Origin of the sequence: Pseudomonas tumuqii (assembly GCF_013184545.1) — a bacterium.
In the GTDB taxonomy this organism is placed as follows: domain Bacteria; phylum Pseudomonadota; class Gammaproteobacteria; order Pseudomonadales; family Pseudomonadaceae; genus Aquipseudomonas; species Aquipseudomonas tumuqii.
Genome location: NZ_JAAOJA010000032.1, coordinates 1 through 15,088, shown reverse-complemented (window position 1 = coordinate 15,088; position 15,088 = coordinate 1). Strand labels below are relative to the sequence as shown.

The window sequence follows — 15,088 nt, the reverse complement described above, 5'->3', positions numbered from 1 at the left end:
TCGACGTCGGTGACCGTGGCGTTCTGCGCCTTGTCGGCGAAGATCGGGTGGATCTGGCCGACGCCGCGCGGGACGGCGGCGCTGCGGCGTTGCATCAGGGATTCGTTGGTCTTGCTCATAAGGTCCTCATTCGCCGTTTAACGTCGGCGTGGTTCAAGGATGTGTCACCGGCAGCAGCTTGGCAGTATTCGATGATCGACTGCCGTAGCGGTCCCGGCCACAGGTATGTCCATATAAAAAGTAGAAGGCGCAACACTCTCGTGCGCCTCTACTGGATTACTTCGCCGGATCAGATGCCCAGGCAGAGGTATTTGATTTCCAGGTAGTCCTCGATGCCGTACTTGGAGCCCTCGCGGCCCAGGCCCGAGGCCTTCATGCCGCCGAACGGCGCCACCTCGGTGGAGATGATCCCGGTATTGACGCCGACGATGCCGTACTCCAGCGCCTCGGCCACACGGAACACGCGGCCGAGGTCGCGGGCATAGAAGTAGGACGCCAGGCCGAACTCGGTGTCGTTGGACATGGCGATCACTTCGGCCTCGTCCTTGAAACGGAACAGCGGCGCCAGCGGACCGAAGGTTTCTTCCTTGGCGACCGCGGCGTGGTTCGGCACGTTGAGCAGGATGGTCGGTTCGAAGAAATTGCCGCCCAGGCTGTTGCCGCCGGCGACCAGCTTGGCGCCCTTGCCGACCGCATCGGCGATATGTTCCTGGACCTTGGCCACGGCCTTGTCGTCGATTAGCGGGCCGGTGGTGATGCCGTCCTCCAGGCCGTTGCCGACCTTCAACTTGGCCACGGCAGCCATCAGCTTCGCGGCGAAGGCGTCGTACACGCCATCCTGCACATAGAGGCGGTTGGCACACACGCAGGTCTGCCCGGCGTTGCGGTACTTGGAGGCGAGGGCGCCTTCCACCGCGGCATCCAGGTCGGCATCGTCGAACACGATGAAGGGTGCGTTGCCGCCCAGCTCCAGCGACACCTTCTTGATGTCCTTGGCGCATTCGGCCATCAACTGGCGACCGATCTCGGTCGAGCCAGTGAACGACAGCTTGCGCACGATCGGATTACTGGTCAGTTCGCCACCGATCTCCGCAGCCGAGCCGGTGACCACGCTGAGCACGCCTTTGGGGATGCCGGCACGGTGCGCCAGTTCGACCAGAGCCAGGGCCGAGAACGGGGTTTGCGACGCCGGCTTGATCACCATGGTGCAGCCGGCAGCCAGCGCCGGGCCTGCCTTGCGGGTGATCATCGCCGCGGGGAAATTCCACGGCGTGATGGCCGCGGTGACGCCGATCGGCTGCTTGATCACCAGGATGCGCTTGTCGGCCTGATGGCCGGGAATGGTGTCGCCATAGACGCGCTTGGCTTCTTCGGCGAACCACTCGATAAAGGAGGCGGCATAGGCAATCTCGCCCCTGGCCTCGGCCAGCGGCTTGCCCTGCTCCAGGGTCATCAGGCGACCGAGATCATCCTGGTTCTCCATCAGCAGCTCGAACCAGCGACGCAGCTTGGTCGCGCGCTCCTTGGCGGTCAGTGCACGCCAGGCCGGCAAGGCGCGGTCGGCCGCTTCGATGGCGCGACGGGTTTCCGCGGCGCCCATTTTCGGCACAGTGCCGATGATTTCATTGGTGGCCGGGTTGTTGACCTTGATAGTCTGACCGCTATCGGCGTCCAGCCAGGTTCCGTCGATATAAGCCTGTTGACGGAACAGCTGGGTGTCTTTCAATTGCATGACATTCTCCTTCATCGCGACACCCAGGCGTCGGACGGTGGTTGTTGGCACGACGGGCAGGCGCCCCTATAAAGATGTTTTAGCAGGCGCGATGCCGCGCTCTATCAATTTTCGGCAATCGGCCTAAACAGGACTGACCCGGACCGCACAGAGTTCCGAACGATTTCAGCAAGAACGTTTGAAATCTCAAACGAATCCTAGGGTCATGAGGGGTAAAGGGCAATAGTCTGTTCGAAAAAATTAACGAACCATCCGATCAGGGGCTGTTCTGCCGATCACTCACGACCAATCCGCTGTTTGCGTGCGCAATCTCACACCAACCGCCAGCATGGACGCCCGCCCGCGAGATGCGTATGATTGCGCCCGCGCTGCACCAGTAGCTCAGCTGGATAGAGTACTGCCCTCCGAAGGCAGTGGTCGTGGGTTCGAATCCCGCCTGGTGCACCAAATAGCTGTTTCAACCTGTCTCTGACAGTCTACGAAACACCCCAAGAAGCCCGCCCCGTGCGGGCTTTCTTGTATCTGGCTGTATCTCCCTGTTTACCCCTATACCTTCCCTTCGTGTATGCCAGCTTGTATGCTGGCTGAAAATTCGAACCGGAGGCATACAGGCATGAAGCGCAGCGAGATAAAACGCCGCCCACTGGCCGACACGACCCTAGCCGGCCTGGAGCCAGAATGTGCGGCCTACAGGGAACATGACGGCCAGGGCCTGTACTTCCGAGTGAAGCCCAACGGCGGCAAGTCCTGGGAACTGCGCTACAAGAAGCCAGACGGTAAGTGGTCATGGCTTGGCCTTGGCAGCTACCCCGAGGTCAGTGGCTTAGGTGCCAGGCAGAAGGCTGCCGATCTGCGCGCCGATGCAGCCGATGGAATCAACCCACTGACCGCCAAGCATGCCCGCAAGGCTTCCGAGCTGGAGGCCGCCAATAGCACCTTTGAGGCACTGGCGCGGGAGTGGATCGAGATCCGCCGCCCGGGCTGGGCAGACAGCACCGCCACCCGCACCATTGGTGCGCTGGAGCTGCATGTCTTCCCAGTGTTCGGCAAGCGCTTGTATGCCGGGATACTGCCCATCGAGTGGATGGAGTTTCTCCAGGGCATGGAGAAGCTGGGCATCATCGAGCAGATGAGCCGGGTGCGCCGATCCTGTAAGGAGATTTACGATCTGGCCCGCGTCACTGGCCGCGCCGTGCATAACCCACTGGAAGGACTGAGCCGCTTCCTGCAATCCAAGCCAGCCGAGAATTATGCCCACGTCACCGCCAAGGAGCTGCCCACCCTCCTGCGGGCTATCAGTGCATACCCTCACGCCCACGATCTGCGCCTTGGTCTGCGCCTGCTGATGCTGACAGGCGTACGCCCCAGTGAACTGCGCGAAGCCCGTTGGGATGAGTTCGACCGCAAGGCCGGGCTGTGGCTGATCCCTGCCGAGCGGATGAAGAAGCGCCGCCCGCATACCGTGCCGCTCTCTCGCCAGGTACTCGATGCCCTGGAGCAGCTGCACAAGATGACCGGGGCTTACCCTCTGCTATTCCCAGGCCGCAATGACCGCACCAAACCGCGTAGCAATATGGCGTTCAATATGGCTCTACGACGCATGGGTTATGCCGGCCGCCAGACCGGCCACGGCTTCCGCCATATTGCCTCCACGACCCTGCGTGAGAACGGCTTCGCCAAGGATCATGTAGAGGCGCAGCTTTCCCACGTTGAAGACGGCGTGTCCGGCGTTTACAACAAGGCCACCTACCTAGAGCAGCGCCGCACAATGATGCAGTGGTATGCCGATCACCTGGACGACCTGGAGAGAGGCAACGTGGTGCAATTTGTCGCCAAGGCATAGTGCAGCTTTCGCGCTTCCATGTGTCCCGTGGACAGATATAGACTCACGCACACTGTGCGGATAGCCAGTGCATAGCAGCTTGCGAAGGCCTACGGGGACGGAATGATGGAAGAGTTGGACTACTGGCGACTGTGTGAGGACTTGAACATTATCCAGGCGGCACTTCTGACGGTCGGAACTGATCCATCGTCGGAACCTGCGTGCTACTGCGAAGATTTGAAAGTCCATGAGCGTCCATATGGATACGAGGCAGCAAAGTCAGCCATTACGAGCGCGCTTCGGCGTGGCTCACTTGAAGGGACAATATCTCAACTTGCTGAATACGATATGAACGGAAACTTCCTAGGGTGGATTGAAGACTCGGTTGACCTCAAGGAGTCGATGGTAAAGGTAGACGCTCTTCGTGAATGGTTGGCCGGTCGAGGGTTTCAATCTGGATTTTTCTTCCCCATCAGAGATGTGGCTCCTATCAGCTATTTGGACCAAAGCAATGCCTGCTATGCGCCTAAACTGGCCGCAGCCATTCGAGCTTGGGAAGCCGTAACCAGCGACCCCGAAAGACTCCGCGGAAAGACACCCAAGGCTGCGCTTTCCAAATGGCTGAACGAACACGCCGCTTCGTATGGACTAATCAAAGATGACGGTATGCCGAACGCAAGTGGCGTAGAAGAGGCGGCTAAACTAGCAAACTGGAAGCCAGAAGGCGGGGCTAGCAAGACGCTTAGTGAGTAACCCTACCACCCACTCAAGCCCTCGCCGGTACTGGCCCTGAGCGACTGACAAGGAGGTGGGCCACCCACCCCACCCCGGCTAACCTACCCACTCTATACCGCCTTCTATGGGGTGGGTTTTCTGCAACCCGCCCAGCTATTCCGCCTGTTCATCGGTGGTCAATCTGTCTCCCGCCATCTAAGGCAATAACGGGAATCAGATATGAAAAAGAAAAACATCCAGCTCATCAAGGCGGCCAGTTGCGTGGCAGGCCTTGCGCAGTTCGACCCCGCCGCCACCATCATTCGTATGCCTGACCTGGAAGCCATCACCGGCTTGGCCAGGCCAACCGTCTACAAGCGCCTTAAAGATGATCCGACGTTCCCCCGCCCGGTCTCGCTGAGCGACAGCAAGTCGCGTGGTGCGCCTGTTGGCTGGGTGCTGGGCGAGGTTCAAGAGTGGGTGCGCAAGCGCATCGCAATGCGTGGGGAGGCCGCATAAATGACGGACAAAAATAAGGCCGACCAATTGGCCAGCCACAAGAAAACGCATATCCATGATACCAGCAGCACCGCGCAACGCAGCCGCTTGCTTGAGCGTCTGCGCTTGCAGCCGGTGGACACCATTACGGCGCGCCGCGAGTTGAACATCTTGATGCCGGCAGCCCGCGTAAAAGAGCTGCGCGACCGTGGCCATGATATTCGCCGCCACCTGATCACCCTGACAGACGATCAAGGTCGCACCCATAACGGCATCGCGCTGTACTTCCTTAGCACCAGCACCAGCACCAGCACCGCTCCCGCCCAAGCCGAGGCTTAACCCATGCAAATTCAAAACGGCGCTAGCCCGCCGACGCCGAAGGCTTGCCAAAATTTGACCCGCCTCCCCCAGTTCACCATCGCGCCTGCCGGCGCTGATCTGTCTCTGTTGCTCGTTTTGGAGGTGCTGCAGTGGATTGCGTAAGCCAATACCGTGATGCCTTGCAATCCGTGTTCGGGCCGCTTGATTGGCTCCCTATACCCGACGGCATCATCCATCGCTTCCACGTTCCTGGCGATAAACCAGGCAGCAAGAACGGCTGGTATGTGCTGTTCGCTGATGGCATTGCGAGCGGCATGTTCGGCTCTTGGAGGGCAGGCGGCTCGCGCACCTGGAGCAGTCGCCAGCCTGCCGATCAGCACGAAGCCCGGCAAATTGCCCTGCGTATCGAGCAGGCCCGTCGCCAGCGTGAGGCCGAGCAGCACCAGCGCCAGCAAGCCACGGCCGAGTATGCCAACCGGGTATGGCGCACCGCTTGCCGCGCCGACCCGGAGCACCCGTATCTGGTCGCCAAGCGTGTGAGGGCATATGGCCTGCGCCAGCTGGGTGACGTACTGCTGGTGCCGTTGTTGTGTGATGGCGTGCTGGTGAATCTGCAACGCATCTACCCGGACGGCTCCAAGCGCTTCTTGAGTGGAGGCATGGTCAAGGGCTGCTGTTCGCTGATCGGCACCATTACCTCCGGCCAGCCGCTTTACATCTGCGAGGGCAGGGCGACGGCCGCGACGATCCACGCCGACACCGGGGCAGCCGTGGCCTGCGCCATGAATGCCGGCAATCTGCTGGAAGTTGGTCAGCGGATGAAGCGCCAGCACCCCGAGGTCGCGCTGATTTTTGCCGGTGATGATGACCGACAAACCGAAGGAAATCCGGGCCGCACCGCTGCCAACAAGGCTGCCGCAGCGCTTGGCGCTGGCGTGGTTATGCCACCCTGGTCGGGCGCAGAGCCGATGGATCTGTCCGACTTTAACGACCTGGCCAACTGGAGGGCGGCGCAATGAGTGAAGCTGATAAAACCTCTGTGCTGGTGCCCACTGCTACCGCCCCAAGGATTACACCAGAACGCCCCTGCTGGGGCGTGTATGAGCATTGGGTGATAAATGAGATAGGCCGCAAACTGCGCCCTGGTGTGTACTGGCATGGCTTCAAGCGCGGCACTGTTGAGGACGAAAACGAAGAAAGCGTCCGCGCCATTGCTGACGATTGGCTGTCCACCCCGGTGACCGTGACAGCACGCACCACCAATACCGACGATGGCAGCGAAGGTAGGTTGTTGCGCCTGCTGACCGACAGCGGCACAAAGCAGTGGATCATTCCCATGGAGGTATTCGGCGGCAGCGGCGAGGACGCCCGGCGGTCGATGTTCAGCATGGGGGCCATCATCGCCCCACGCCGTCGCGGCCAGTTTATGGAGTACCTGCTGGAGCAGCGCCCCACCCAGGTACTCGCCACCACGTCGCGCACCGGCTGGCATCCGTCCGGCGCGTTCGTGTTGCCGCATCGCACTCTTGGCAGTAACACCGTGCGCTATCAGTCCCTCAGCCGCGGCGTAAACCTGTACAGCGCTAGTGGGGATTTGGAGCAGTGGCAAGCTGAGGTCGCCGCCAAGTGTGCAGGCAATCCGGTGCTGACCCTGGCTATCGGCTGCGCATTGGCCGGGCCGCTGTTGAGCCTGGTGGGCGTGGTCGGCGGCGGCGTCCACCTGGTTGGCGACAGCTCCAGCGGCAAGTCGCTGGCGCAGTTGGTGGGGTCGTCGGTGTGGGGTGATCCCGCCGCATTCGCTGCGAGCTGGGATATGACCAAGGGCGGGTTAGAGATCGAGGCCGCGTCCCGCAATGACACCCTGCTGCCGCTGGACGAAATCAAACGGGCTGACCCCAAGCGCGTGCAGGAAATGGCCTACGCACTGGCCAACGGGCAAGGCAAGGGCACCATGACCCGCGAGCGCGAAGCCCGCGCCAAGTTGACCTGGCGCTTGCTGGCGCTCTCCAGTGGTGAACGCTCGCTGTCTGAGCACGCTGCCATTTCGGGCAACGCCGCCCATGCTGGTGCCGAATTGCGCATGGTGGACGTTAACGCAGGCACCCGCACCCACCGCGCATTCGATGAATTGCAATGGCCTGGAGGGTGCCGACTTTCACCGCCTGCTAACCGTTGCCGTGAGCCGCCATCATGGGCACCTGGGCGCGGCATTTGTTGAGCGCTTGCTGGCTGACGATGACCGCCCCAGCCTGCTGCAAGACTTTGCTGGGGTACGCGCCCAGTTCACTGAAGACAACGCACAGGCCGGGCGGGTGGCTGACCGCTTCGCCGTGATCGCCCTGGCAGGTGAGATGGCCATCGGCTACGGCTTGCTGCCATGGACACCGGGTAGCGCCTTGGCAGACTGCCAGCGGCTCTATGGCGAGTGGCTGAGCCGGGTGGGCTGTGGCAATGCCGAGGATCGCCAGATCCTGGCCGGTGTTGTGGACTTCATCGACAAGCACGGCAGCAGCCGCTTCTCCGACGTGAATGACCAGACACCCGATACCAAGGTATTTAACCGCGCCGGGTACTGGGAGCTGATGGGCACCAAGCGCCTGTATCTGTTCAACAAGTCGGGGCTGGTAGAGGCGGCGCACGGGTATGGCCTGAGCCGGGTGGTCAAGGCGCTGGAAGGGGCTGGTGTTCTGACGCGCCGTGATAGCGAGCGGAAAACCAAGAACTACCGCTTGCCCGGCGGCGGCCAAGCTCGCCTTTATGTCCTCGATACAGAAGCCATGGACATCGAAGGCGGCGGCGTATGAACAGCCCCCAGAACTGTGCGCAGGCATCGACAGCACTCACAGGAACCTAAAGCCACTGGCAACGGTGGCAACACCGGCAACGGCCTTGCTGCGCGGGGTTTACAGCCGTTGCCGCCCTGTAAAAAAGTGGCAACGGTGGCAACACAAACCCGTTTTTGAATATTTGCCGGCAGCATCTGCTATTGCCGGGGCTATCACTGTTGCCGGTAGAAAATTAGTGGCAACAAAATTGAAATATCGGTTACGTCTGCAAGCCGCGTATTTCGGAGCTGTTGCCGGTGTTGCCACTGTTGCCGGTATTTTTGAAATCAGTGACACGTTCTTCTGCGCCCTGCCAGAGTTGCCAAGCCGCAAAGGCAGTGTTTTGGATGAACGTAGGCTCTGCCGCCGCAGTGACGGCTATGCGATAAGATCGCTCGGGAAAGCCCCAAGCAAGGCTCGGACACGATTTACCGCGTCCAAATCGCGCACCAATAAGTTACGAACAGCTGCCTCATACTGGGCGCGATTCGTGAAGTTTAGCGCTTTAGCTATGGCATCGAGAGCGGAAGACTCTCGAATTGGATACCTCTGCAAAACACCGACAAAATCGGATGTACTGATCAATGTCTCAATCCGTTCTGCCTCGTTTTGAGCATACTTACCGAAGTCAATTTCAGCGGTACGTTTACCTCCCGCTGCGATCTCACCCTTTTTGGGTAAAAGTGAGAAAACTTCAGCGCGCGCTGACTTTTCAGCAACCCGAGCACTGAGATGGCCTGCGCTATCAGCGATGGCCTTGATGGCATCGATATTTGCTTTCAAGAGTTTTTCCGTCAAATCGCCGCCTACAACAGCGGCAAGCTGCTCACCAGCCAGTTTTTGCACCTCGGGGTGATAGTAGATGGACTCGACCGAATAGACATTCAGCACAATTACGCCTTTGCTTTGTAAGTCTGCGATCCGCTCAGGTTCGGAAGTATCGTTATCCACCAGACCAAACGGCTTTACCCAGTGAAGTTCATCCGCTCCTTTGATACCCGCGACCGCATTCTCCACCTCTCGGCAGCTGGCCTTTGCCACAATCGACGCATTGGGGAACAGGAGGCTGTATAGCGGCTTATCAAGGCTGTGCTCAGCTCCCTCGACAAACACGATTTTCCGACGTTCGCCCAGGATTGTTTGTTTCAGATCGTCGTCAATTCCTCTGCTGCCCTCCAGCAAATCGATATCGTAAGACTCCACCCCGTCGCCCTGGTATGTGCAGGCGCGCGTCAGCAGGACTTTTGAGTCCGGGTTGTCAACTGGAAGTAATGGCTCATGCGTGGACACGATGAAGGCGCAGTCTGGTCTTTCCTTGAGCAGAAGCGTGAGAAGCGGGGATACAATCGAGCGGTGTAGGTGACGCTCCGGCTCATCAATGAGGAGAAGCGCTCCTGCTGGCACGGTGAGCACATTGGCGGCAATAAGAATCGCATTGCGCTCCCCATCGGAAAGTCTGGCGATACTGTAAGGTTTGCTGCCGCTCCGGCTTGCCACAATTTCGTCGTTTGCTTCGATGGACACAATGATGTCGAGATTAGCGAGCCTCAGTAGACGGTTCAAAGTCGAAAACGCACCATCTTTGACGGAGAGCTTGTCTACTTCGTCTCCCTTTTTTGCGTCGACGGCCCGCGTGATCTCGCGGGCACGCACGTTCTCAGAGTTGACTAAATCGTAGATCGCCATCTGAGCGCGCTGCTCCGAGTAGTCATCCATCCAGCGCGAGGTCGTCTGCCGATCATAATGAAACACACTAGTCTCATATTCTGCGCGCTGTCTGCCGGTGAACTCGGGCGATCCAGATCGAAACCACGTCTGACGGTGGGCTGTGATGCGCCGTGCCTTGTCGCTGCTAGCCGATGAAAATGCCTGCATAAGGGTCGATTTCCCCGTGCCATTTGCACCAAGAAGAAATAGCATCTGCCCAATGTTAACCGTTAGCTGTATAGGGCCTGTCGGCTTGCCTGTAGGGATTGTGAATGAGAATGACATGTTATTTATCCGTGACCAGTTGACTATGTTTCCTCATGAAGCAGTCCTCGTTGAACTGCGATTCGGAAGCCCCTGTATCCAGTTAGCAGACTATCCGGTCCGATCCGTATGGACAGCCGCCACCATGATCCAACCTGATCGTAGAGCGGTTGGGGCTGGACAACAAGGCAACCTGCATTCGGTGAGGGTGTGGCCAAAAATGTGAGCGTGCGACAGGGGGGGCTGGTCCAGTTATTGAGCCGGCATTTCGATTTCCAGCGACCTGCATGCAAGGCAACAACCATCCAAGATGCTCAGCAGCGCACGCTTTTTCAGCAGGTACGCAAGGTGAGGTACGCAGCCAGGTACGCACGGAATGTTCGGCGACAGTCCGATTGCTGGCGCTGGAGACTCAATGGACGAACGGGTTAACAAACTGATGGTTAACAGCTCAGTTAACACCCCTACATGCATGTGAGCAGCTATCACATTACCCGCCGCGGATCAGTCCGCACCATGCCCGCCATAAAGAAAACGGGACAGACCTCTACTCAATGGACTGAACATCCCTCCGTGCCTAGCTCATGCTGAGCATTACCACTCGGCCAACTCACTGCGCGAAGCGTAGATGATGGAAGCAACCGAAAGGCGGCAGAGAACCACAGGGAAAGCTCCCCAGAATTAAACCAAAACAGAGGCCAGCAGCCGGCACCGTGTATGCCAGGCTGTATGCCAATAAAATTGTAATTACAGAGAATCCTTTAAATACATATCTTTACATAACAGGTTAGAGGCTCGCCTGGACCAAATAAACGCAAAGGCCCCAGGTGAAAACCTGGGGCCTTTGCGTTTACGGGCGCATATAGCAGGTCGCTTTACTGCACCTGGTCGCCCTTGAGCAGGCTCAACAGCGCATCGGCATCCAGCTTGCCGCTGACCTCGCCACCACCCAACAAACTGTCGGCAAGGTCGCGCTTTTGCCCGTGCAGGGCGACGATCTGTTCTTCGATGGTATGTTCGGTGACCAACCGATAAATCGTCACCGGCCGTTGTTGGCCCATGCGGTGGGCTCGGTCGCTGGCTTGATCCTCCACCGCAGGGTTCCACCAGGGGTCGAGGTGGATCACGTAGTCGGCAGCGGTCAGGTTGAGGCCGGTGCCGCCGGCTTTCAGGCTGATCAGGAAGATCTCGCCGATACCGGCCTGAAAGGCAGCCATGCGTGCCTGGCGCTCTTTCGGCGGTGTGGCGCCATCGAGGTACTGATAGCCGATGCCCTGCTCGTCGAGCCAGCCACGGATGATGCTCAGGTGGTCGACGAACTGGCTGAACACCAGCGCCTTGTGGCGGTTCTCCAGCAGCTCCTCGACGATTTCGGCAAAGGCGGCCAGCTTGCTGCCACTCAGACCACAACCCGGCATGACCAGGCGCGGGTGACAGCAGAAGCGCCGCAGACGGGTGATTTCCGCCAGCACCTGCAGCGACTTGCCCGGCGCCGTGGTGCTCAGGGTATCCAGCGCCTGCTGGCGCAGGGCCTCGTACAGGTGCATCTCTTCGTCGGACAGCGGCACCTTGTAAGTGATCTCAGTGCGCGGCGGCAGTTCGTCGAGCACCTGGCTTTTCAGCCGACGCAAAATGAATGGCTGGATCAGGGCCTTCAACGCCTTGCGCGCGCCCTGCTCGCCACGCTCGATGGGGGTGGAGAAGCGCTGGGCAAAACGTTCCTGGCTGCCGAGCAGACCCGGGTTGATAAAGCGGAACAGGTTCCACAGTTCGCCCAGGTGGTTTTCCACCGGAGTGCCACTGGCGATCAGCTTGAAGTCGGCCTGCAACGTCATCGCCGCTTGCGAGCGTTTGCTCTGCGAGTTCTTGATCGCCTGGGCCTCATCCAGGACCACACTGGTCCAGTGCTGGCTGGCGAACGCCTGGTTGTCCTGCTGCAACAGGCCATAGCTGACGATCACCAGGTCCAACGGCCCAAGGCCATCGAGGTGACGGTTCTGCTGGTAGATGTGCAGCCTGAGCGTCGGTGCGAAGCGCGCGGTTTCCGCCTGCCAGTTGAGCGCCACCGAGGTCGGCGCCACCACCAGTTGCGGCCCGCCCGGTGCCCGGTGCAACAGCAGCGCCAGGGTCTGCACAGTTTTACCCAAGCCCATGTCATCGGCCAGGCAGGCGCCGACGCCCCACTGGGCCAGGCGTGCCAGCCAGTCGAAGCCTTCTCGCTGATAATCTCGCAGTTCGGCCTGCAGGGTGCTCGGCACCTGCGGCTGGAAGTGCTTGAGCGATTCGAGCTTGTCCAGATGCGCTTGCCAGCCGGCATCGGCCTGGAACTCGCCGGCCTCTTGCGCCAGCCCCGCCAACAGCGGCGTGGTCAGCAAATTCAGGCGCAGACCGTCATCGCCGACCCGATCGGCCAGATGGGCCAGTTCGTCCAGACGCTTGCGCAGGCTGTCACTCAGGGCCAGCCAGTCCTGCTCGCCAAGCTTGAGGAAGCGCCCGGTGCTGGATTTGAGCAATTCCAGAAGCTGGCGCAGCTGCAGCACGCGGCCATCGTCCAGCTGCACTTCGCCGTTGAGCACGAACCAGTCGCCCTGCTGCTTGAGCCCGAGCTTGAGCTGGCCCATGCCCGGCCGCGCCTTGATCCGCATGCGCTCGCCTTCCGGCCAGACGCATTGCAGCCAATCACCCTCCAGCGTCTGCAACTCACTCAATACTTGCAGGGCATCCTGCGGCTCGGCCAGTTGCCACTCCTGACCATCGCTGTCGGCCTGGGCGAGTGCCGGACAGGCCTGCAGTACCCGCTGCAACGAGGCGGATTCTGCGTGCAGGTCGCGACTGGCCTGCAGCGCTTTACCGTCCAGCTCGCCGAGTACGTTTTCCAGTCCCTGGCCAGGCTTGAACCAGCTACTGCTGGCCAGCGGTCGCACCAGCAACTGCAAGCGCAGACCGGCCTCCAGCGGCAACAGGTGAGCATACAGGGTGCTGTCGGCGGCGACGCTGTCGAGATGACCAGCCAACTCGGGCAGGTCCGAGTGGATCGGTAATAGTGGCGCTATCGCACCGATGGCCTCGACCAGTTGCGCCTTGGCGGCCTGCGGCACATCCAGGCCGTCACCGACTATATCGGCGATCTGGCGTAACTCACGGCTGATCGGGTAAACCAGCAGGCGCGTCGGCGTCTCCTTGCGCAGCAGCACGCCAGGATTGCCCTGCACACCGCTGGGTTCGAGTTTGAGGTGAATCTGCGTGCCTTGCGACTTGAGCTGCAGACTCACTTGGCCAAGCAGCAGATCGATCCGCACATCCGGCGCATCGGCCCAGAACAAGGCCGGATGCCCGACCAGTCGGGGTAAGGCATGCTCGGCAGACAGCTCGTAGCGCGCCCCGCCATAGTAGTAATCACTACCCAGCTGGATCATGCGAATCGCCTGTTTATCCTGCTCCAGCAGGAAGTCCAGACTGTCGCCGTCCTCGAACAGGCGTTTAAGGGCCACGGCGCGCCCTTTGCTCCAGTGTCCCTTGGGACCGAGCTTCTGCTCGCGTGGCTCGACACTCAACTGATAAGGACTGAAGGTGACGAACCAGGCCAGTCGTGCCGACTTCTGGATCTGCGTAAGGTTCGACTCGGCCTTGCCCGGCCTGAGCAGGGACAGTGCGGTCAAGGCATGCTGCCAGGCTTCCTGGCGCTGATAGAGGCTGACCAGTGGCACCAGGCCGGCCTCCTGGTGCCAGTCCGGCTGGCGCCGCGGCTGGGCAAACTGCTGCTCCAGCAGGGCATCCAGCTCCTCGCCGAGCCAGTGGTAGCCCGCCGCCGCAAGTTTGTCGCGAAAGCCACTGAGCTGCTCATGCCAAACCGGCTCGCGCACCACCTCGGCATCCGCCCAGTACAGCCCCAAGGCCAGCAGCAGGCCATCAAAACCATTGAACGACAACGGCCCGCTAAACTCAGGATCAAGCCGCCGCACACTCGCCTGCTGCTGTTCGACCAGCAGCTGCAGAGCCGGGTAAGCCCGGCCGTAATACTCTTTCAGACCCAGGCCGACCGCCTGTTTGAGCGCCGGGTATAGCTGTTTGTCGGCACAGGCCAACAACAGCAGGCAATAGAAGCCATTGAGTATCGGCGGTAGGTCGACTTTGCGCTTCTTGCTTTGCCGCTTGAGCGCCAGCATCCACTCCTGCATGGCCAGCAAGGCTTGCGGATACTGGCCACGCAACACCTGCAGGATGAACCGCTGCATGAACGCCAGACCATCCGCTCCCAGCGCTTCATACTGCGCCCAGTCGCCACGCCACAGGGCCTGCAACATCAGCTGCAAAGCCAAATCCGGGCCGACCGAAGAGTCCGCAGCCAAGGCCAGCCCCTGTCGATAAGCCTCATCTGCCGGTTGCAGTTGCCAGTTCAGCTGGCCCAGATAGTCCTCCAACAACAGGCTTTTGACCTCATGCTTGAGCGTGGCAAACACCTGCTTGCCCGGCTCATCAGCCAGCAGTTGCTGGCAAGGCGACTCGCCCGTCAGGCTATGGCGCAGCGAACTCGATTGCAGCAAAGCCAGTCCCTGCCGCACGTCTCCTGCCTGTCCGCCCAGGATGGCCAGCCACAGACTCAGCCGCTGACTCGCCTGGCTGGGTATATCCCAGGCACTGCGCGGCGGTGCGATGCTGCTGCGCAGCGCAAGCAACCAGCTGCCTTTGCTGACGTCGTTATTGAGTTGCTGCAGCACCAGATTGCGCCGCTCCGGCGGCAAGCAATAGGGCTGTCCGCCGCCGCCGAGACTGACCCAGTCGAGGCGGTGCAGCATCGCCAGTATCTCGCTCAGCGCCGGGCCGTCCATCGCCCGGGTTGAAGAGCTGCGTACCCCCATCTCGCGCAGCTGCTCGAGCAAAGCGGTTTTATGCTTGCCCGGGAAAGACAGAGCCAGCACATAGAGCACCGCCTTGTAGGCATCCGGCAGGGCAGCAAGCCCGAAAGGGGTCACAGGGGCGGACATCGACAAACTCCAGCCTCAGAAAGAAAAAGTCAGGCGCGAGATATTAACAAACCACTAGGCAGTACCAGCTAAAGACTGCTTGCAGTTATTTTTTCCGTGCGCAAAGACAAACCCCCCACCTGCTTACGCAGATGGGGGGTTTGGAATATAAGCTTGACGATGACCTACTCTCACATGGGGAAACCCCACACTACCATCGGCGATGCATCGTTTCACTACT

The 15,088-nt window shown here is 60.2% G+C and carries 8 protein-coding genes, 1 tRNA gene and 2 pseudogenes; 7 read left to right on the top strand and 4 right to left on the bottom strand.

What is annotated here, in order from left to right:
* Together G9C89_RS24580 and gabD are read right to left on the bottom strand one after the other, a co-directional pair.
* A pseudogene (locus G9C89_RS24580) lies at positions 1-119 on the bottom strand (4-aminobutyrate--2-oxoglutarate transaminase); the annotation flags it as partial.
* Positions 120-289: 170 nt separating this feature from the next.
* Positions 290-1,732, bottom strand: coding sequence for an NADP-dependent succinate-semialdehyde dehydrogenase (gene gabD / locus G9C89_RS24575; protein ID WP_172153285.1), 1,443 nt, complete (start codon positions 1,730-1,732; stop codon positions 290-292).
* A 370-nt stretch (positions 1,733-2,102) separates the two neighbouring features.
* Between gabD and G9C89_RS24570 the strand changes: the two genes are divergently transcribed.
* The 7 genes and pseudogenes from G9C89_RS24570 (at position 2,103) to G9C89_RS24540 (ending at position 7,891) form a co-directional block, all read left to right on the top strand.
* Positions 2,103-2,179, top strand: a tRNA-Arg gene (locus G9C89_RS24570).
* Between the two features lie 166 nt (positions 2,180-2,345).
* Positions 2,346-3,575 carry a tyrosine-type recombinase/integrase gene (locus G9C89_RS24565; RefSeq protein ID WP_172153283.1) on the top strand — a complete coding sequence of 410 codons (1,230 nt, stop codon included), beginning with the start codon at positions 2,346-2,348 and terminating at the stop codon, positions 3,573-3,575.
* A gap of 105 nt (positions 3,576-3,680) precedes the next feature.
* Positions 3,681-4,307: a hypothetical protein gene (locus tag G9C89_RS24560; protein WP_172153281.1), complete on the top strand. Its 627-nt coding sequence runs from the start codon at positions 3,681-3,683 to the stop codon at positions 4,305-4,307.
* A 201-nt stretch (positions 4,308-4,508) separates the two neighbouring features.
* On the top strand, positions 4,509-4,787 hold the full coding sequence (locus G9C89_RS24555; protein WP_256674383.1) for a helix-turn-helix transcriptional regulator: 279 nt from the start codon (positions 4,509-4,511) through the stop codon (positions 4,785-4,787).
* On the top strand, positions 4,788-5,105 hold the full coding sequence (locus G9C89_RS24550; RefSeq protein WP_172153279.1) for a helix-turn-helix domain-containing protein: 318 nt from the start codon (positions 4,788-4,790) through the stop codon (positions 5,103-5,105).
* A gap of 161 nt (positions 5,106-5,266) precedes the next feature.
* A complete protein-coding gene (locus G9C89_RS24545; RefSeq protein ID WP_178115687.1) occupies positions 5,267-6,106 on the top strand; it encodes a toprim domain-containing protein in 840 nt (279 codons plus the stop codon).
* Positions 6,103-7,891 (top strand): annotated as a pseudogene (locus tag G9C89_RS24540) (DUF927 domain-containing protein). Before G9C89_RS24545 ends, G9C89_RS24540 begins: the two are co-directional and overlap by 4 nt.
* Positions 7,892-8,290: 399 nt before the next feature.
* Here G9C89_RS24540 and G9C89_RS24535 read toward each other — a convergent pair.
* Positions 8,291-9,904, bottom strand: a complete 1,614-nt coding sequence (locus G9C89_RS24535) for an AAA family ATPase (RefSeq protein WP_172153275.1) — start codon at positions 9,902-9,904, stop codon at positions 8,291-8,293.
* 854 nt (positions 9,905-10,758) lie between these two features.
* Positions 10,759-14,868 carry a DEAD/DEAH box helicase gene (locus G9C89_RS24530; RefSeq protein ID WP_172153273.1) on the bottom strand — a complete coding sequence of 1,370 codons (4,110 nt, stop codon included), beginning with the start codon at positions 14,866-14,868 and terminating at the stop codon, positions 10,759-10,761.
* Positions 14,869-15,088 lie beyond the last annotated feature (220 nt).